Raw genomic sequence first — 20,593 nt, 5'->3', positions numbered from 1 at the left:
TGGATGCTTTATTTGTCGTATCTTTTTCATATTGAACTGGCTATAACCCATTAAGTTTTTAATTCATTTCCTTTTATTCAAGCGTCATAACAAGAGAACCGTCATTATGTTCCAACTTCATCATAAACTTGCTGCTGATAGTTTCTTAGTGGGGGATTTCCCTTTATCGACTTGTCGTCTAATTAATGATTGCCAGTTTCCTTGGTTGATATTGGTGCCACGAGTATCAGGCATCAAAGAGTTATATGAGCTGTCTGAGGCAGACCAAGTGCAGTTTTTGCGTGAGTCGAGCTGGTTATCAAGCCAACTGGCCAAGACCTTCCAAGCCGACAAAATGAACGTGGCAGCACTGGGCAATCAAGTACCGCAGCTACATTTCCATCATATTGTTCGCTATCAGAACGACATGCAATGGCCAAATCCAGTATGGGGTGTCCCTGCTATACCGTATACCAACGAAGTATTGGCGCAGATGCAACAGACGCTAATGATGGCGTTACGTGGTCATCATCAAATGCCATTTGATTGGCAAATGCAGTAAAACTTAAATGGCGTTTCAAAAAGCATGAGGGTGGATCAAACGAAAGGGGTTAGACCACCCAATGCGGTTTGAGTCAGAGTAGGATTTTTTAGGGGCAGTCTTATAAAGTGATGAGCATAGCTGCTTATCGCTTTACCAACACTAACTGAGACCATAACAGCAATGTCCCTAACATCACAACTTCTAACCATCATTAGCCGTATGATATTTTCTATTTTGAAAAGATAGCCGTGATAGGTTAAGGTGTTATCGACAATGAACTGATGCTTGCAGTCACATTGGTAATTCTGCTTCGGCGGTCACTCTCCTTTATTCCCCTAGTATACTTTTTGATACACCATCGAAAATTTTAATTAATTGAAACTGTGTATCCTACACTTGTACCTGTTTTTTCATCGTAATTTCTAAATGGCAAAAACCAGATGTTAGTGGTTTTATTCTGTTTCCAAAACTCAAAGGTTGCTTCCTGTTCGATAGTATGAGATGTGCTATCTTTTTTATCTACTATTGATATAACTAAAGAATCAATCCCACTGTCTTCAAATAATAGATCGTGTATAGGAAAGCTAAGAGTAGATTCGTAGGGGCCAATATATAGATAGTTGGAGACTTTGTGAGAATATATTTCGATATTAGACGTATTTGGCGAAATAATATTATGGAATTTCATTGTCACTTCGGTACTAGGTTTTTTTTTGATACTTTCTTTGTATGATATGTATTGACTATTCAAGTCTTCTTGAATATATATAAAGTCAGCTTGACTAAATTTCTGAGAATTAAATGCATTCATTGATTTTGCCATATGAATGTAAGTAAAAATTAGTATTAATAAAAACACTAACGTGACCACGGTATATTTTAAATAATGTCTTTTCATATATAGTCTAATCCAAATAAAACCGATACAATATTATTAACAATCGCATTTAGTGAAATAAACGATGCCTTATTCAATAGACTATCGCAAGCAGGTATTTTCTAGCATCGTTGATGGCATGACCATACGAGAAGCGGCTCTGTTTTAAGGACTTAGTACCAGCAGTATTCATAGCTGGCAGTAGAGCTTAGCCCCTAAAACAAAGAGAAATAAAGCACCGACTAAAATACCTGATGACGCATTGATTGAAGACGTAAAAAGATACCCTGATGATTATAATTACGAAAGAGCTCGTCGCTTGAACTGTAGTAAAAAGGGTATCTTTAATGCTCTAAAACGCCTTGGTATCAGTCTGTATTGGCATAATTAACTTTAGACAACTTATAAGAAGTTATGAGTATTTATTCTATTTCTACAATATATGAGATGTTTTGCCCCGTTTTTGCATCAGGTTGTCTAGAAGGTAGAAAGCTTACTACTGTTTTTTTTCCTTCAACCCAAGTAGGAGAAAACTTCTCTTGTTCAGCTGTATACCCTGTTAATGTTTCATCGTCATAAATATAGAAAGCTAGAGAGTCATTTATTTCAGAATAAAAGACATCACTAATATTAGTCTCTATAACTTTAGAAAATGAACCAGCATATATAAAAGAATCATTAATTCTTGAGTAGATATATAGACTTGAGTTTCTAGGAGGATTTACTCCTTTCAAAGTGATAGGATGCTGTAAATAATTAGTATGATTGAGGCTTTCAAAGTACTTTTTCTTGTGTAATTTATTCTCTGCATTAATTATTTTATAAACTTCTTTATTGAACTGATTGGTACTAAACGAAGACATTGAGTTAGCATTCATATTAATTCCTAGTAATGTGAGAAGAAAAATAGTAGATATAGAAAAGATTATGATAATTTTTTTTATAGATAATATCCGCTATTTAGGTTTGAATATATGAATACCCGTAGGTAGACCTAAAGGAGTTTCTGCTGTAGATGGGAGGTTCATGCCACCTCCTTTTCTCCAGAGAGAATAGTCTTCTACTCCTTCACCTACATTTCCTCTAGGAATAAGATCAAAAAAGTTAGGCATCTTAATAGGAGATTTTATTACTATGGTATGACCTAATCCTACATGCTTTAAAGCTTCATAATTAGTTAATAAATTAAATGAACTTAAGTCTCCATTATTACTTCTTTTTGTTCTAAGTTCTTTAGAGATAGAAGAAGATTCTTTAGGCATGAATAATATATTGCGGTATAGAGAGCGTTTATAAAAAGCATGAAAATTTATACCATTATGCGTAGAAAAATTTTGTGCAAAACTTAAGCTTGGTTCAGCTGAAGACAGCTTAGTAAATTCGTCATCACTTTTCGAAATTCCGGTTCTACAGGCGTATGAATAAGCTGTGCCATTAGAAAGAAATATATTAGGATTTAATGATTTAATTTGAGAAGTGGTAAGATTTATAGGAGGTGAGCTGTAATAATTTAGTGCAATTACACTATTGAGGCCATGACAGAAGAATGCTAAATCTTGTATTTTGTAAGTTGCTCTCTGCTCATTGAAAATATCGATAACTTGCGACTGCATATAAATAGGAATAAATCTAATATCACAAGGGAAGTTAATTTCTTCTTTTAATCCTTCAATTGCTAGCTTCTCTAGACGGGTATAGCCGTAGTCTACATAAGCGATTGTTACTTTGTCACATGCTCTAAATTTCTTTCTATCTTTTATAAAAGGATAAGCAGATGCGATGAACATATTTTTCAACCAAAAGCTATCGTAATCATACTCAGAACCGATGAATACAATATTTTCAGTTTTTGGTACTTTTGTACTTACTACTGCTCTATTAGTATTACTTTTTGGACTAGTTGATGACTGCCCGATTCTTTGCCAGTTATCAGTGGTGTTTGCCATTAGAATTTTACCTCGATTTCTAGTTCTTCAATATTGTAACCTTCGATTATATGCGTTTTACCTGTTTTGTCCGTGATACCTGTTTCAAAACTACGATCTGGTTTTATGATTTTATAATGGCAGCTTTGGATAGGTAATTGAGTATCTTCGTCGATTATAATAAATCCTTCGTCATATACAATTCGTAAATTATTATCCGTTTCAAGCATCTTACTGGGTAGTTTTTCTAATCCCAACCCATCCGTTCCACCCCCAGCCTTACTATGCTTCCCAGCCTTCTCCGTAAACTGCTTAGCCGCAATCGTAATATCTGCGCCATCAAGCGTAATACTCGCACCACCAGCCGTCAGCGTAATCTTATTGGTCGCCACTATCTCAACGGCTTTAGTTGAGGAGGCGATATTCACATCTTGCTTAGCCGTCGCTTCCAGTTTTCCTGTATGCGCTGAGAGGGTGATATTTTCTTTTGCATTGGTCATACTAAACTGACCATCGGCTACTATATTGAGTGATTCGCTACTGACTTGGTTATGACTATCGCCACTACTGATCATCATATCTTGCTGAGTGGTATTAATCATTTCGCCCATGCTTCTGTGAATCAGCGTATCTTCGCTGACATAACTTGTGTCTGCTGCGCTGTCGATTAGCGTGAATGGCGTTGTTTGATGGGTTTTAGTGTCTTGTTCCTTGGCGATACTCTCTAACTGAGTCTTAATATTGGCATGGTCTTTAACGTTTCTGCCCAGTCCTGTAGCCAGCTGGGTTAAACGCTCAGTTAAGTGCTGACCACCTAATGCAGTTTGGGTCAGAGTCGGGGTATGCTGCTGATAGTTATGCTGTCCAGATTGAGCGTGGGTTTGCGGTTGAGTGGAGAGTAGTAAATATAAAAAACCACCCGAAGGTGGTTTAAGTAAAATAATAACAAACTAACCTTTTTTACCCTCAAACTGCCAAATAACCTGACCCCATTGGTTATTAGGATAATCTGGCATGATGTCGCCTTGCTTAAAGTAGGCTCGGCTGTCTGCATTAGCAAACGTACGCCAGTAGCCTGATTTGGGGCAGGGCTGACCAGCTAGGCAACGTCCTCTTGCTTGACTGGTAATTTCGGGTTTATTAGGTTTGGTTTTATTTTCATAATAAGGAGTCATGTCTTCGCCAGCTTCTTTACGCTGCATAAACTCTTCATAAGTTATTTTATAAGGGTCAATCGATACAAACTTACTGGTATCGATGCCTGTTTTTTCTAATACAAGGGGGAGGGTATAGTCAGGTTGATCTTGCTGGATTTTTAGACCTGTTTCTAAAGCTTGGGTTTCAGCGTATAACCTAGACGTAGGTAAGTCTGGATAAGCCTTTGTAAAGAGTGTTTCCATAGTATCATCTGGATTTTCGTATTCAACATAACTATTAAGAAAGCTCTGCTCAGACATAAAATCTAAACTGATCATATAGACATAATTATTGATCTCTTCTTCAAAGTTGTATTGCATAGTAATATCTAAAAAAACATCATTACCATTTCGTAGATCCCAAAATTGCAAGCTAGGTAGTTTCTTGAACTGATCTAAGGTTAAAGGGTATTGATAGTTTATAAAGTTATCTGAGACATTTTCACTAGTACCGTAAGTATAACTATCTTGAACAGATATACGAGGGTCATCAATTCGATGATCATCCTGCCAACCTTGCTCTTCTAGCTGTTTGAACAACTTTTGCATGGCGACATAGGCATCTTTTTTTGTAACACCATAACTACCTTGCGCATTTTCGATAAAGAAACGAACTGCAGAAGACTCTATGCCTCGTTCTGGTCTATCGTGACTGTAGAATCCTGAAGTACTACTAACATTTTGGATAGTAAACGACGGAACATCAGGGTAAGTAAACGTAACAGTGGCATAATTATCGCTAGGAAAACGTAATTTATAAAAAGTAACGCCTAAGCTACCAATATTGAGAGGATTATCATCAAAACTCCAATACTGTTTAATGCCCTCATTATTTTTCTTAAAGGTTTCAGGACTTTCTTCTACTGAAACATAAGCATGAGGCGGCATAATATTTCCTTTATTATTTTCACTGCAAGCTACTGTAGATAGTGATAGCGAGACTGCTAGCAATGCTGTTTTAAAAAATCTATATTTAAACATAATTGTTCCTAAGTCTTATTAATCCACCCTGCTATTTTGACAATCTCTGTCTCTACTTTTACTTTCGTAATATCATTGTTCATAAGTTTGATAAATTGTTCAGCGACATCTTCAATCCAATCCATTCTCTTAGTAATGTCAGCCAATTTAATATCATCTGGTGCTACGTTCTTTAGATCGGGATCATCACTATCTGCTCCAGAGGTATAGACCATTTGTAGCTCAGGAATATCAACTTTAAAGTTAGAAGGAAGAGTAAGGAGCACAGGCATCGCGGTCAAAGGAACTGCTCCACGAGGATCTGCTGAGGATTTGATTAAACTGGCTTTAGTTACAGTAAGTCCTCGAAAGGTTTCTGCTAGGAATAGACCTATTTTAAAATTAGTCTTTTGATAGATTATCTTTTGTAGGACTTCACGTTGTTCATGATTGGCAAGTTGCATAAGATTTGTTTTTTGCTGTGCTTTTCTTTTGATTGTTCTATTAGAAGGAATTTTTTCAAATTCTTTAGTCGCATCAAAAGCAGGCCTAATATATTGGCTTGCCCCAAGGTTGCGTATCTGAGGTAATACGTTGTATGCGCCATGCGAATCATAAACCATCGTTTTGATTTCTGGGATATAGTTGTTCGTATTGCGTTGGCTTATACAACTACTAAAGTTAGTACTACATTGATTATATTCAAAGTGCCATCCAGCGATATCTTGATATAGCCAAAAGTTACCGAGCTTAAAGTTATAGACGACACCAAAAACTCCACCATCTGCTGCACTTGACCAATGTCCCAACGCATCAGCCACAGTCTTACTAGCAAATGCGCCAAGACCCATCCAAAAATGTCGCCCTTTATATTGTGAATTACCATTAACATCACTGTGTTCTAGGTAGAACTTAGCATACACAGCGGCTATTCGCCGCGCTCTTGCTTCGCCATCTTGCACGACTCTCAAATGAATAGTAGAAGACTTTTTATCATCACTTGTCGTTAGCTTTTCAAAGCAATGATATTGAGCTATTGACCATGTGTAGCTACACGGCATTGTTTTAGTGGTACAGCTATTTTTTACTGTATTAGTATCGAACTTAAGTGTTGCCATTTCATACTCGCTATAAGTCTTTTAAACCCTCGATAGATTTAAATAGTATTTTAGTTTCTAGCTTTTCTGATTTGGTATCCGTATCTGCTCTAACGGTCTTACCTGCGTCGTCTACCTTAGCTTTCATATTTAGATTCTTACCAAGTAAATGGTAATCAATATTTTTTATAGGTAGTCCTGCCGTGTTTAGAAACTGCACCTGCTCATCAAAGAATTCTTTTTTCATTAGCTTATCAACAGGTAAGCGCGATAAATAACTACTATCAACCCCACCCCCAGCCTTACTATGCTTACCCGCCTTCTCCGTAAACTGCTTAGCCGATATCGTAATATTTGCGCCATCCAGAGTGATATTCGCACCACCAGCCGTCAGCGTAATCTTATTCGTCGCTACTATCTCAACCTCTTTGGTCGAGGAAGCGATATTTACATCTTGCTTTGCCGTGGCTTCAAGCTTGCCTGTATGGGCGGAGAGGATAATATTCTCTTTCGCATTGGTCATACTAAACTGACCATCGGTTACTATATTGAGTGACTCGCTACTGACTTGACTATGACTATCGCCACTACTGATATTCATATTTTGCTGAGTAGTGCTAATCATCTCACCCATTGACCGCTGGATTAGCGTATCGTCACTGATATAAGCGCTATCCGCTGCGCTGTCGATTAGCGTGAATGGCGTTGTTTGATGGTTTTTAGTGTCTTGTTCCTTGGCGATACTCTCTAACTGAGTCTTAGTATTGGCATGGTCTTTGACGTTTCTGCCTAGTCCTGTAGCCAGCTGGGTTAAACGCTCAGTTAAGTGCTGACCACCTAATGCAGTTTGGGTCAGAGTCGGGGTATGCTGTTGATAGTTGTGCTGTCCAGATTGTGCGTGGGTTTGCGGTTGAGTGGAGAGAACGAGTGCTTCACCTGATTTTATATTGATTTGAGCGTTAGTAGCCGCATTGATGCCTTGACGTTTGGCGGTATCTGATGGATTGATAATGCCCATTTTTAGACTGGCAGATATCCCAGCACTGTCTACTTTTAGCTGAGAGTACGCTTTTTCTGTACGGTGATCAGTGATCCATTCCGATAAACCGTTGTCCGTGTTGCGATAGCCGCTTTCAATGGCTTGTTCGTTGTCCGTGGCAAATAAGCTAGGGCGACTCGATGACAGTAGACTGCCAGTATTGATCAGATGCTCGCCGTCACCGATAGATTGCATCAGGGTTTGGTCGTCCGCTCGATGGGTGAAGTGTGTGCCATAGTTAGCGCCAGCTTGTGCCTCAAGGCGATTGATAGATTGGGCTGGACTATCCAATAAGTAGTTTTTGGTCGGGGTCATATGATTGCGACTGTCTGTATCGCTTTGACTGTCCGTAATGCCTGTCATCGGCGGTAGAGCTTGTCTGCTGTATAGAGGACCGACCCATGGAGTATCAGCGGTAATGAGGCGCAGCTGGGTTAAGTGAATGCCAGCTTCTAAACTGGAAGCATGACGCTGATGATGGCGGCGGCTTATGGTGAGTCCAGTCACATGCGCCAGACTATTGCGTGCCAAATGAACGATATGGGTAGCACGGTAGTGTTGATTGAGCGCACTGTGATCAATAAGCATAAAAGTATCAGCAACACACAAATCCGTAGCATGGGCGAGGGCGTGATAGACGCTATATCTGCTTTGATGGCTGTTAGCGACTATGCTTGCCTCATCTATAGTTTCGGTATCGGTTACTGGTGCAAAGGCGGCTGGGCTGTCTAAAGTGAGTGAATGACTACTCGTTTGATTGTTTTCTTTATCCCCATTATTGCTCGTCGCAATATCGGCTGACTGGGTTGGATGTGCGACATTTGCTGCATTGAAACGCTGCATCGTTACTGAGTTTGGTTGGGTGATGACCTGCTCACTGATGGCCAAGACAGGCGCATGGACACGGTCGTGTAATATTTGTTGATAGCGTAATGCGCCAATGTTCACACTGATACCATCGCTATCGCTGGGATGAGCGGAGGTGATAATGAGCTTTGGCGGGCTGTGATCGTCCGTTTGCTCATGGCGCAGATAAGCCGTCAGCCCTTGACGCGCGAGTCGCTCACAAATATGCGACCAGTGACTCATTTGCCACTGAGTCATACGAGCGGGTATCCAGTTCGTATCATTTTCACCGTTGCTGCTGTCATCGACCACGTCCACATCTAGTGTGCTGAGGCGCTTTGAGACCATATTAAAAACAGATAGGTTGGTGTCTATTTGACTATGTAGATGCTGATGCAAGCGATAGGTAATCGGCTGTGCCAGCAGACGGTAATAGCCATAACTGCCATCATGATCCAATTGACGAATGGCTGTGATATGGAGATGACGATAGGTCAATCCGCTTGGAGTATCAAAGCTCAAGGTTAATGGGCTACCGATTAAAGCCGTTAACGGTGTGAAAGGGGGATGATGGCGCTCATGGATATAGACGTGTAATAAATAGGTATCAATACCGTGCTGCTCGTGCTGGTGACAGCCGTTCGGGTTTAGCTGAGCGATGATGTGCGCTTCCTCATGAGCGTGAGTCAGTTTCTGAAGCCACGCTTGGTGAGCAGCCATATCTTGTCGAGCACTGGCGTAATGGGCTTGGCTATTGCCTTCAATCGCATACAGCCTATCAGGGTGCATCGGAAGCACGGTGTTGGTCAAGCGTAACATAGGGGTAGTCCCTCTTGTGTCAGAGACGGCATCATAAGCATCAGTGCTTAGCTGCCACAATCAACGTATATAGCAGCGTTATTCACCAAGGGTAAATTCGATCCGGCGGTTACGAGTGCGTCCTTCTTCATTGTCATTACTCGCGATAGGATCAGCGTCACCTTTACCAGCGGTACTTAGACGGGCCGCATCAATGTTACGACCGATGAGGTACTGCTTAACTGCTTCGGCACGCTTGTTAGATAAGACCAGATTGGCGCTTGGGTTGCCCACATTATCAGTATGTCCAATGATGGTCACTGGCTTATCGCCAACTCGCTGCAGGACGCCAGCCATATCGTCTAAGATACCAAGACCCATTGAGGTCAATTTCGCGCTGCCGGATTCAAACTCGACAATACGGTTGCCCAAGGTGTCATCGATAAGTCGCTGCTCACCTTCTACGACGACCAATTGATTTTCTAATTGGTAAAGATCGGTGAGACGCGTGTGTATCCGGTTTTGGATGGCTTGCTTTTGCTCAATGCTGCTCACCTTGCCATGCAAGCTAATGGTAGTCCCATGAATATCAATACGACCCTGACGGATATTGGAGATATCACTATCGATAATAGCGGTCGCTACCTGTTGCCAGTTGGTCGGTATGCTAATGTTAGAACGCACTTCGATCTCATCTCTGACGGGCTTGTTAGGGTATTGCGCCTTTAGCTTTTCAAGGAGTTGCTGCTTATCCGAGCTGGTAGCCACGACACCTTTAATGACCACAGGCACATCTTCAGGGCTATTATTAATATGAGCATCATTATGAGCCGCAAACACCGCAGCACTCATAGACAAAGTAACAGCAGCGAATAATAGGCTTTTTTTACGACGTGTTAATTTAGGTATTGTGGTTGAGACTTGGGCTAGCATAAAAATACCTTTTCTAATCTTACTGTTATTGAGAGCATGCTTGTTAACGACCAATTATCGAATAGCTACTGTGCCAAGAAGGTTTTTTTAAACAGTTGTCTAGTATCGTATAAATAAAGGTCATCTTGCAACAATACTTTGTTAAACCGAGTCAAGCCGATATCTTCATCGATATAGCTTTGTGTCCAGTCACTATGAGCAATGATTACCCAATCATCGGGATGACTGTCCTCACTACTTGCCAGCTGGCTAAGCATGCGACCGTCCGGCTTGGTAAAGCTCAGTAGTAGGCGGTAGCAGCTCGAAACTCGGTACAGATACGTATTCAGATAGAGCTGGTGTGGCTGATAAAAACCGCTAATAAGATCATGCCAAAAAGTCGCCATATGTATGGCGTTTTCTCTATCGGAGGTCAGAGTCCAGTATATGGCTTTATTCAGACCGCTAAAGCCTTTGCTATAAGTCGGTAAGAATAACAAGCCTGTGGCTATGATTTGTTGTATCAGTTGTGATTTACTGATGTTCATCAATATCGCGATGTCGTGCAATGTGGTGGTATTGATAAAATCGTAATAGTGGGTACTGGCGTTTTTATTGACGGTAAGCTGACCGTCGTTCAGACCCGCCATAACCTCAGCGCTATCGATTTTAGATTTAGCCACGCTCAGGACTTCATAAGTCTCATTCCACAGCGTTAATGACTTAACGGGTAGGTAGTTCATCCAGCTTTTTGGTTTATCGAGATGAAGCACACCAAAACCGATAAGCGGATAGTTTCTATGGCTACTGTCATGACTAGGAAGCAGGACGCCAGTAATAATCTCGTTAGATACCGTATCTACGTGACTAAAGTTCAAAAAAGCAATGTTGTTCGTCGGTGGGCTGTCTATCAACGAGTCACTCGCGTCACTGAATAAGTTTTCTGATATCGCCAAGGCTTGACTGACCCATTGATCAATCGCATTGGTCTCAGCGATATGAGCACGCGCCCTGATAAAATCTCCACGAGCTGGCAATTTGCCAAAATAAACTAAGGGTAGTGATTCAGGAGTCATGGCGTTGGCTCCTGCGGCGCAGAGGTAGCCGTAGTTGGAGACGAGGCAGTTTGTGTGCCATTGCCACTATTGTCCTCAGTGTTCTGAGCGTTACTCGTGGTAGCACTGGTGTTGACATCTGTATTGACACCTGTATTGGCGTCTGTACTAGGAGCCAAGTTCAACACGCCTGCTACTGGAGGGGCTGTGCTCGTTTGCTCAGTATTTTGACCGGTTGATTCACGAGCATTATTGCTATTAGGGGTATTAGCCGCTGCACTGTTGTCCGCAACAGGTCTTGCCGTACGTGTGACCCCAAGGGCAATCACCTCGTTAGGGAGTTTCATACTAGTAAAGGGGTTGTTAGAGCGCCCTTGACTGGCTGTGCTACTGCTACCACTGATGATTCTAAAACGTACCGGAATAGTGATGCCATCACCTGACCATGCCATCTCAAAGATATTGTCGCCAAGCTCAGTGCGGCGAGCACTATTGATCAGTCTTTCAACGCCAAAGCTACCAGCTTCTTCAAATATGGTGTAATCCTTGCCATCGTAGTTTTTGGCTCTGATACTGGCCCCTGGTTGACTACTTGGATTTGGCCATACAAACGTCGTCCATGCTTGCGTACCCATACGATAACGCAGCTGCTGTCCATCAACGACGATCGTATATTCGGTCAAACCGCTAACCGGTAAAGGCATGATTTGGAATGTGGTTTGATTAGCCGTCGCAGTGCCAGCACTGGCACCTGTCGAACTTCCAGCATTGCCACCGGTATAGTTGACAAAATATCTGCCAAAATCAGCGACGAACTTAGGATTCAGACCTAAGCCTGCACTATTCCAAATTTTACTTGAGATTTGGTCGCCTCGGCGGATGATAAAAGGCGATAAGGTTTCGTTGACGAACTTGGCGACATAGCCATCTTCCCCGAAGAATTGTCCAATCTCAGCAGGGGTTGCCTCCAAGTTAGCATTGGCGGTAAATGGATATTTATTGCCCAAGTTATCCAAGAAGGGCTTGTATACTTGTGCTTGCCAGACTTTATTAATCTCAGCCTTAGTCGGGGTGAGGAGCATCGTAAATGAGCGAGTTAGTGGTTCACTTAGCAATGGACGTACCAGCTGTTTTATTTCAGAGTTGGCTTGGCTAAGTATTTGCTCATCTAATATCTGCAAGGACTTGGTCATCTCTGAGCCTTCAGTGCTGAGAGTTTGCGAAGCAAATAACAAGGCATCAGGACCGATATCATCGCTACGGGCTATGTTATTGAACCGCGTTCTAATATCTCCTAAGCTTGCCAAATAGTTGTCTAATAGCGATAAGTCTTGATTGTCCTCTCTTGGGGTGACTAGGTTGTGTATTGAGGAGAACTCCTGCGCTACCATGCCGGTGCTGGCAGGGATGGCCGCCGCCTCATTAGTACTGTTATTATTACCATTATTCATTGCCGCTTCTGCTTGACGAAGCTCAGCTGGGCTTTGACGCAGGATCGTTTGCTTGAACCAATTGACAAATGAGCGCCGAGAGTTGGAGCCATTCGCTGCGGGTTGGTTTGCGGCTTTATTGTCCCACTGGGTCTGACGATCTACCGTCTCAAATAGTGTTTTTAGCGGTGATTCGGTGGTGTTAGACAGCTGATTTAATAAGAGCGCATGATCGTCGAAGCCTTTACTATCACGGATGTAGACCTGTGATAAAAAGCGCTTCCACTCAATGATGTACTCTTGCTTGTAGCGATTGACCAGATATTGACGTATTTGCTCAGGGCTGCCTGTCAGCGTCAAATCATCTTTGCTACTGGTCGCAAGTACCCAGTCGTCGGCAACCACTCTATTGGTAGCAGCTCTATCGATCTCATCACTCACGAACGATTCCCATGCTTGCTTGGTAAAGGTACCGGAGATCACATAACTGCCTAGCAGTACTTCATTGGCACTGTCTTGGGTAATTTGTGCGACAGTCACCGATGGAAAGCGAGCAGAGGAGCGCATTTTAATCTCAGAATAGACACGCTCACGGGCAGGCTGGCCTTTACTGGCTTTAGACAACGTCGTACGGGTTTTATCCACCAGCCCCAAGTCATTTTGAATCAATGGAAAGGCGGGGTCGTCGACATGAGCAAGCGTAAAGCTTAAGATGCGCTCAGCCTGACGAATCATCTTGTCACGTGGCATATCAGCACGGTTGGACTCAAGCCAAGTGCGCCAAAAACGTGTCATCTGATCGCTCAAATGGCTGGTTTCTAAGTGCTCATGATTGCCCAGCATCAGATAAGCTTTCAGCGCATTATAAGCATCCTCTACGTCGGTAGGGTCAGATTGTATATAAGCGTCGTTACTCACGGTTTCGGATTCGACTGCTGAGGTTGCTGCCTCCTGTACTTTTAGATCTGCCGCATTCGTATTGACGTCGGTCAGAAACCTTTCAATGTTTTGTTTGGTAGGCGCTAACACGATAATGTCTACACCATTATAGTATTCAGATAGCAGTTTTTTCTTGAGCTTATCTCCTTGATATAACCCAAAGCTCAGCGACAACGGACGATCCTCGTCGTAGCCTTCGAGTTGCTCTATTCGGCTTTGCAGGATAGTAAGCGACTCAAGTTGCGACTGCAAATCACCATTAGCATTTTTTTGCATCAGCGCGACTTGCTGTAAGTCAGCCTCTACACGTTCAGTCAATTGCTTGTTATTGGCATAAGACCAAGTCCATAAACCAACCGCTGTACATAACACCACCACAGAGGCTAGGGTGGCTAGCGCGCGATGGCTACGCTTGTTGCGGTTTTTATGTTGTTTGACCAAATGCTTGTCTTTTAAGATGACTTTAGAAAATAAATCATGCAAGAAGTAAGGCTTGTCAGCAGCTTCTTGCTGAGCACTTAAAGGCACTGCAGGTGGTTGCAAGTCGTAATTTTGCACCATCTGCAAGGTCATTTGACTGCTGACTTGCCCTTCTTGTAAGGCACTGGTGAAATAAAATCCGCGTAGTATGGGCTTAAACTGAAAAGGGTTGTCTTCGAATAAGGCGTGCATCAGTGTTCTAATCATCGGACGCAGTGACTGGAACTCCATGGGAAAAGTCATCAGACTCGGAGACACCGTACGTTGGTGACGCAGAGACAACTTAGTGGTGCTAAGATCTTTTAGACCGTTGACCAGCACGCCAAAATGCTCTTCAAACACATCGCTGATATTGATGCTATCAGGGTCTTCGGGGTAGGGAATCGTCGCGCCCCATACTTGCCCGCGTTCTTCTTGCTCGTAATCATTAAAAAAGTCACGGAAGCCTGATACCAAATCCATTTTTGTGAAAACCACATAAACGGGGGCATAAACTTCTAATTGCTCTGTTAAGTCTTGCACACGGCTACGCAGGTTTTTAGCCAAGTCCAGCGCGTAACTGGGGTCATTTTTGGTAAGCTCAGCGATACTAACGGCGATAATAATACCGTTGATAGGCGCTTTGGGGCGGTTCTTCTTCAATAGGTTTAAAAATGACAGCCATTCTGAGCGGTCATCTTCGTAGGCAGAGTAGCGTCCTGCGGTATCGAGTAGTATGCCTTCGGTAGAAAAAAACCAATCACAGTTACGAGTACCGCCGACACCTTGTACCGACAGCTTGTTGGTTTTGTCCATAAATGGAAATTTTAGCCCAGAGTGAAGTACCGCCGAGCTTTTACCCGCTGCTGGGTTACCAATGACCATATACCATGGCAACTCGTACAATGCAGCTTTGCCAGTTTGATCGCCAATTTTTGACTTGCGAATGGTCTTAATGGCGTCTTGCATTTGCTGACGTAAGGCCTGTACTTCCTGTGCATTCTCGTCTTTAGCGGCACTATTATTGACACTATTAGCGCCTTCATCGTTATTGTCTTCTACTAAATCTGCGAGCTCAGCGGCCGCCTTCTTACGCTTTTTCCACCAGTAGTAGCCAAACCATGCTAGTAGCAGACAGGTTATGGAGACACCGATAATGACGAAGAAGGTTTGTAGCGCGACATAATCATAGAGTAAGACCAGAGCGACTATGATAGCTAAGACCAATAACACTCTTGGATTGTAGATGAGATGAAAAAACCTTGAGAACATGCCTGCTACCTAATGTGATCTTGAAATAATAGAGAGTCATCATTTCATCATAAACAATGACTGATATAAGTGATAAAACGAGCAATATTAACTGAACTAAAAGTGGCTAAAGTGTTTGGTTGGATTCCGCAAGCCATACTACGCAGCAGCGCTTATGTTGGGTAATAAGGAGTTTAATGTCAGACTCCTGTGGCTGGTCTTTGGCGGCGCTGACCAACAGTGCGAGACTTAAAAAAGGCTGTAACCACGAGTTCAGAGGCATATAATGCCCTAAATGGTGGTCATTTACTAGCGCCCCTTGCGCTATAAATTCATCGATAAATGTCATAAGTATGGATAAGTCATAAGGTTGTGATGCTGGATTAATGTCTGACAAGAGGGTGATGCTATTTTCGCTTAACGCATCTGTCATTGTTGTTTTATTGTCAATGGCCTGCGCTGACTTTTTTTCTTCTGCCTTGGTTTTGTCGTCATGGCGATCTAATAGAGCAAATGAATTATCTAGTAACAGCTGTTTTATCGTCTTTAAATTTGCTAAATAATGCTGGCGAGTATTGCTATTAGCCTGCTTCGGCACCTCAGCGGCCATACTACTGGCGTCATTGGGTAGCGCCTCGCCAATTTCAGTCATGGAAAAACGGACCTTGTGATCTAGATCGAGAAGGTCTTTGGCGGCTTTGTTGTAAAAAATCAGCAATATACTGGCTTCGGTAGGCAAGAGATTGGAGGCGTTGTCTGCATATAAATTTGTTTCAAGCCATTGCTCATTAATCTGCGAGTCGACAGTGATAAAAAGACAAATCTCGGGGGTCGCAGCTTTGGTTAGGGTAATAAGCTGCTCATGAATAAATTGCAGCGGCTGATAGGACTCGCTATCAGCACCGTCATGGCTATTATGAAAAGAGTCTGTATGACGAGCATTCTTATTAGGAAGATTTGGGTCTTCATCAGCGATGATGGTCTGAATAGTGAGTAGCTGCTCGGGAATGCCATAGGTTGCCAATTGCTGTTTTAGCTTTTCAACCAGATAATTAGCATCAGCCAGTTCAGGAATAGACAAATAAACAGACAGCGTAGACAATGAAATAATGGGGAGGCTATCCTCTGCAGAAGGGTCTTCCTGTGCGCTCGCGATATAGTGTTGCTGCCATTCTGGGTGGATACTGAGAGCGGAATCTGGCTCATGGATATTTTGTTGCATAATGCGCTCGAAATGCTGAGCCAGTACACTTAGTGCATCATCACTTGCGGTAAGTTGATTATCAATCAATGCCCATAGACGCACTGTTAGCTCATTTAGGCTTTCAGCCGCATCTCCAGGATATGCCTCGTTATCTAGCTCATCCTCATGAGCGTAGAGCGCTACTTGCTCGGTGATGACCCCCTCAATCGGCTTGGTTAATATTGGTAAGCCGTCAAAGTCTGATAGCGCCTCACTCAATACTGTGAGATCGTCATCATTGTCTGTGATCTCAGACCAATCAGTCCCTTCGGGTAGACAGATACTGCTATCTATAAACAATTGATAGGAATCGATAGGTGGAACCTTCATTTTTTTGCTTATTTTCTGAGTTGGCGCTAGTTCTTCTGCTTCTGATTTTTTTTGTCGCCATCTGATAAACATGATAAAGCCAAACAAAGTTATTGGAATAATCACAAACCATAAGAGAAGTCTTGCAGAGGTAAGTTGCAGCGTATTATCTTTAAAGTACATCCAAATCAATAACAGATAAATGACTAAAAAAAGTGCAAGAGCATAGCGCCCGTAAGTTATTAGCTTTTTTACGCCCACTTGCCATACCCCTTATCTACATAATTTTATTAGAGGTAGTTTATGGTATTTGAAGATTTCTCGCTACCATGTATCATTACTTTGCTTGGTTAATTAGCATAAGATGGTCTTTATTCTCGATTTTTGCTCATCGCCATGCTATAGCGCTAGTCAATATAGCCAGTTAATAAAAAATACAATTAAGTTGGGTTTTTTATAAAAAAACATCTCATCTGTCTATATAATAGCCAGCTACGACATGCTGATGGCTGAACATTAGTATTTTCCAATACTTTGCCCGCTGTTTTTCTTTATGCCTCACTGTGCCATTGTTTTCCTTATGATTTATTTGGTCGTTATCCTTTTTACGCTTGTCTCCATTACAGTGATTATCATGCTTTTTGATCGTCAGCTGTATGAGCGACTGTTTAATAAGGTGAGCACTGCTTGGCAAGGCGTCTCAGCGATTAAATTTCGACGCCCCACGCTCAAGCTGCCAGTTGTGCCACGTATCTCGTATCACAGCATTCCTATCGTTCCTGTTTTATCTGTCTTAGCCATTCTCACGACGACAGCGGGGTGTTATTTTCTGATTACGCATAACTCTCTTGAGGTTTATCATGCTCAAGATGACTCATTGAATACCGCCAATTCGCAAATCAGTCAACTACTGGTCGGGGAGCGTTTGCGACCGCCACCTGAGCCGCCCGCCGAGCTTTTCGCTGAGCTAGAAGCAGAGATTGCCAGCTATCAAGCCACGCAAACTGACGAGGGCTATTGGCCAGAGGTGGCGACGGACGCGTCACCAGTACAAAGGCCTTTAATGCTACCTGAACCTGACCTGTCTGATTTAAATACTCAAGACCATAGTACGGGCTACTCGGGTGATATTTTGGCATCGCATATCAGCAATGGGCACATTAACATCAGAAATGCTGACCGTAATTGGAATAAGATGAACTCTGATTTTGTCCAACGGCTGTTGACTGTCTATAAGGTGATGAGTGATCAGTATGGTTATGACATGGTGCTGTTAGAGGGCTATCGTAGTCCGGGAAGGCAAGCACGCTTGCTCAAAAAAGGCCCAAATGTCACCAAGGCAGGATCTTATAAGAGCTATCATCAGTTTGGTCTAGCAGGCGATAGCGCCTTTATTAGAAATGGTAAAATTGTGATTACTGAAAAGGATCCATGGGCGATGCAGGGCTACAAGTTATATGGTAAAGTAGCAAAATCGGCTGGACTAGTGTGGGGTGGTGACTGGCGTATGATGGATTTGGGCCATGTTGAGCTGCGCAAAAAAGGCGTGCTTGGTCGCCCGCAAATGGCAGAAATTTTGACCAGTCAATAACGACAATAACAAAGCAAAATACAGAAATAATATGGACAAATGTATGAAATTATCTATAGCGGCAGTGGCTCTTGGTTGGGTATTAACGACCACGCTATCAGGATGTAGCCTCAGTGGCGCTAGTAAGTCTGATAGTACTGTGTCTGTACTGGCAGGCAAGTCAGGCAACAATAACGAAGCCTCCGTCATCGATAGCATGAAAGACGTTATTAGCCATAAAAGCACGGCAATGAATGAAGATTTGCAAAACCTAAAAGCGCAACTAGAGCAGCAGCAGCAACGGCTTGAGTCAATGAATGACGAACAAAAAGCATTACAAGAACAGCTAAAACGTCAAAGTATTACTCTGCAAATTCTTCCTGCGGCTAATGCCAATGCTGGACGTGCCAAACAAGGCACCGCGAGCACGGCTTATATTGGATTTTTAGAAGAAGAGAATCAATTCGCCGAGGTAGAGGAGCGGGCTGCTAAAGAAGTTAGCGTCATTCCCAATCGTGCCACGAGTCTTAAGCTAAGTATTCCACAGGATGCGCAGTTTATTGCCATCAAAGTTGGACTGAGACATACGCAAAAACGCTCGCAGGTATTGATACCACTTGATAGTATCGATTTTGACCAAGCACTGGTTTTAAATGTTGGCGCTTGTGATATCAATATCAAAGAAGGCGTCGATCCAGAGTTAGTGCCTGACTTTACCACCAAACTTAAATATTATCAGCAACCGCTGGTTAGCTGCCTGTAGGAGATAGCCTTGAGTAAACATAGAGTATTATGGGGAGAGGGGCTGTTTTTAAGACCCCAGCATTTTCAGATTCAAGACAGCTATCATAACTCGCAACGTGCACTAAGTATGACACTGATGCACCCTTATGCTTATGGCATAGCAGACGTGCAAATTGATAAGCAATTACTAGAGAGCAATTTATTAAGCTTCCAAAGCATCTACGGTGTGCTACCAGACGGCACTATCTATCAAGCGCCACGTACCGATGCGCTGCCAAAGCCAATCACGCTTGATACTCACAGTAACGACGATGAGATATTCGTGTTTTTGAGCCTTGAGATTGTTCATAGTGGCGGTAGCAATATACAGACAGAACAAAGCGATAACCCAGCACGCTATGTGAGAAATACGGTCGAGGCACAAGATCTGTACAGTCAAGCTGCCGAAGCGATGATCGATGTTATTCAACTGTCGCCAAGCTTGCAGCTGAGCCATTCTGCTCAAGCGCCCAGTCAAGATACCGTCTCTTTACTAGTTGCTAAGTTGCTGCGTACCACCCAAGGTGTCTACCAAGTGGACGAGGATTATATTGTACCTAGCGTCCATATCACCAGTAATCCTGCATTGGTCAACCAAGTCTATCGCTTGATGACGATGATTAATACCAAGTCCACCTCTCTCTATGACCATCATCGTCAATCTAACAATGATTTGCTAGAGTTTCGCTCATCAGACATTGCGTCTTTTTGGCTTTTACATACGCTGAATACCGCATACTCTCAGCTCAGCCATTTATACAATAATGCCAAGCTACATCCAGAACGGCTTTATGAGGCGCTATTGAATGTTGCCAGTCAATTGGCGACCTTTAGCTCATTATATAAAGTGGGTGATTTGCCCTCTTATCAGCATAACAGTGCCAATGAGTCTTTTATTAATATCATTTTGATCATTCGTGAGCTGCTCAATACAGTGATTGCTAGCAACTTTATCTCTATTCCTCTACGTCAGAATAAACCGTCTTACTACACAGGGGAGCTAAGCAGTGACAAGATTACTCGTAGCTCACAGCTGTATCTGTCTGTTAGCTCATCGCTACCGATGCACGAACTCATTGATATCGTGCCACGCCGCTTCAAGGTTGCCACCCCTGACTCAGTAGAAAAACGTGTACTCTCTGCGTTGCCGGGGTCACCAGTCTCGCATGTCACCCAAGTACCTAGTGCGATACCGGTAAGACCAGGCTTTAGCTACTTCACTATTGAACCGGTCGGGGAGCTGTATGATGAGATGATTAAGTCTGAGTCTATCTGTATTTATGTACCGAACGGCTTTGATGACTTAAAAATAGAGCTGATGGCCATCGTGCAGTAGCGTTGTGTATTACTTGTATCAAATAGCATTTTTAACTAATAAGTA

At 42.6% G+C, this 20,593-nt stretch carries 15 protein-coding genes and 1 pseudogene; 5 read left to right on the top strand and 11 right to left on the bottom strand.

Annotated elements, in window-relative coordinates:
- The first annotated feature begins 106 nt into the window (after window positions 1-106).
- On the top strand, window positions 107-541 hold the full coding sequence (locus AAEY72_RS07450; RefSeq protein ID WP_189580711.1) for an HIT domain-containing protein: 435 nt from the start codon (window positions 107-109) through the stop codon (window positions 539-541).
- 349 nt (window positions 542-890) lie between these two features.
- Here AAEY72_RS07450 and AAEY72_RS07445 read toward each other — a convergent pair whose 3' ends face one another.
- Window positions 891-1,334 (bottom strand): hypothetical protein, encoded by a 444-nt coding sequence (locus tag AAEY72_RS07445; protein WP_352310073.1) that lies wholly within the window; start codon window positions 1,332-1,334, stop codon window positions 891-893.
- 298 nt (window positions 1,335-1,632) lie between these two features.
- On the opposite strand from AAEY72_RS07445, the pseudogene AAEY72_RS07440 reads away from it, so the two are divergent.
- Window positions 1,633-1,791: pseudogene (locus AAEY72_RS07440) on the top strand (IS630 transposase-related protein); the annotation flags it as partial.
- A gap of 31 nt (window positions 1,792-1,822) precedes the next feature.
- Here the strand turns inward: AAEY72_RS07440 and AAEY72_RS07435 are convergent.
- The 10 genes from AAEY72_RS07435 to AAEY72_RS07390 all read right to left on the bottom strand — a co-directional run bounded on the left by AAEY72_RS07435 (window position 1,823) and on the right by AAEY72_RS07390 (window position 16,880).
- On the bottom strand, window positions 1,823-2,278 hold the full coding sequence (locus AAEY72_RS07435) for a hypothetical protein (protein ID WP_352310072.1): 456 nt from the start codon (window positions 2,276-2,278) through the stop codon (window positions 1,823-1,825).
- Window positions 2,279-2,356: 78 nt separating this feature from the next.
- Window positions 2,357-3,346 (bottom strand): hypothetical protein, encoded by a 990-nt coding sequence (locus AAEY72_RS07430; protein WP_194619007.1) that lies wholly within the window; start codon window positions 3,344-3,346, stop codon window positions 2,357-2,359.
- Window positions 3,346-4,044, bottom strand: a complete 699-nt coding sequence (locus tag AAEY72_RS07425) for a DUF2345 domain-containing protein (RefSeq protein WP_352310099.1) — start codon at window positions 4,042-4,044, stop codon at window positions 3,346-3,348. The genes AAEY72_RS07430 and AAEY72_RS07425 overlap by 1 nt, the downstream gene beginning before the upstream one ends.
- Window positions 4,045-4,275: 231 nt before the next feature.
- Window positions 4,276-5,502: a type 1 periplasmic-binding domain-containing protein gene (locus AAEY72_RS07420; protein ID WP_352310071.1), complete on the bottom strand. Its 1,227-nt coding sequence runs from the start codon at window positions 5,500-5,502 to the stop codon at window positions 4,276-4,278.
- Window positions 5,503-5,510: 8 nt separating this feature from the next.
- A complete protein-coding gene (locus AAEY72_RS07415; protein ID WP_352310070.1) occupies window positions 5,511-6,599 on the bottom strand; it encodes a DUF2515 family protein in 1,089 nt (362 codons plus the stop codon).
- A gap of 10 nt (window positions 6,600-6,609) precedes the next feature.
- Complete coding sequence (locus AAEY72_RS07410) at window positions 6,610-9,282, bottom strand: DUF2345 domain-containing protein (RefSeq protein WP_352310069.1); 2,673 nt, start codon at window positions 9,280-9,282, stop codon at window positions 6,610-6,612.
- A 78-nt stretch (window positions 9,283-9,360) separates the two neighbouring features.
- Window positions 9,361-10,194, bottom strand: coding sequence for an OmpA family protein (locus AAEY72_RS07405; protein WP_189580729.1), 834 nt, complete (start codon window positions 10,192-10,194; stop codon window positions 9,361-9,363).
- 65 nt (window positions 10,195-10,259) lie between these two features.
- Window positions 10,260-11,249, bottom strand: coding sequence for a type VI secretion system-associated protein TagF (tagF, locus tag AAEY72_RS07400; RefSeq protein ID WP_352310068.1), 990 nt, complete (start codon window positions 11,247-11,249; stop codon window positions 10,260-10,262).
- Complete coding sequence (gene tssM, locus AAEY72_RS07395; protein ID WP_352310067.1) at window positions 11,246-15,328, bottom strand: type VI secretion system membrane subunit TssM; 4,083 nt, start codon at window positions 15,326-15,328, stop codon at window positions 11,246-11,248. Before tssM ends, tagF begins: the two co-directional genes overlap by 4 nt.
- A 106-nt stretch (window positions 15,329-15,434) precedes the next feature.
- A complete protein-coding gene (locus AAEY72_RS07390; RefSeq protein ID WP_352310066.1) occupies window positions 15,435-16,880 on the bottom strand; it encodes a hypothetical protein in 1,446 nt (481 codons plus the stop codon).
- Window positions 16,881-17,493: 613 nt separating this feature from the next.
- On the opposite strand from AAEY72_RS07390, the gene AAEY72_RS07385 reads away from it, so the two are divergent.
- The 3 genes from AAEY72_RS07385 to tssK are packed head-to-tail and all read left to right on the top strand — an operon-like array spanning window position 17,494 to window position 20,548.
- Window positions 17,494-18,450 (top strand): M15 family metallopeptidase, encoded by a 957-nt coding sequence (locus AAEY72_RS07385; RefSeq protein WP_352310065.1) that lies wholly within the window; start codon window positions 17,494-17,496, stop codon window positions 18,448-18,450.
- Window positions 18,451-18,493: 43 nt separating this feature from the next.
- The gene (locus tag AAEY72_RS07380) at window positions 18,494-19,192 is read left to right on the top strand and encodes a hypothetical protein (RefSeq protein WP_352310064.1); all 699 of its coding nucleotides are present in this window, start codon (window positions 18,494-18,496) and stop codon (window positions 19,190-19,192) included.
- 9 nt (window positions 19,193-19,201) lie between these two features.
- Complete coding sequence (gene tssK, locus AAEY72_RS07375; protein ID WP_352310063.1) at window positions 19,202-20,548, top strand: type VI secretion system baseplate subunit TssK; 1,347 nt, start codon at window positions 19,202-19,204, stop codon at window positions 20,546-20,548.
- The last annotated feature ends 45 nt before the right edge of the window (window positions 20,549-20,593 follow it).

This window comes from Psychrobacter sp. W2-37-MNA-CIBAN-0211 (genome assembly GCF_040309405.1).
In the GTDB taxonomy this organism is placed as follows: domain Bacteria; phylum Pseudomonadota; class Gammaproteobacteria; order Pseudomonadales; family Moraxellaceae; genus Psychrobacter; species Psychrobacter glaciei.
The sequence above is the reverse complement of the archived record's forward strand: the minus strand, read 5'-3'. Positions and strand labels throughout refer to the sequence as shown.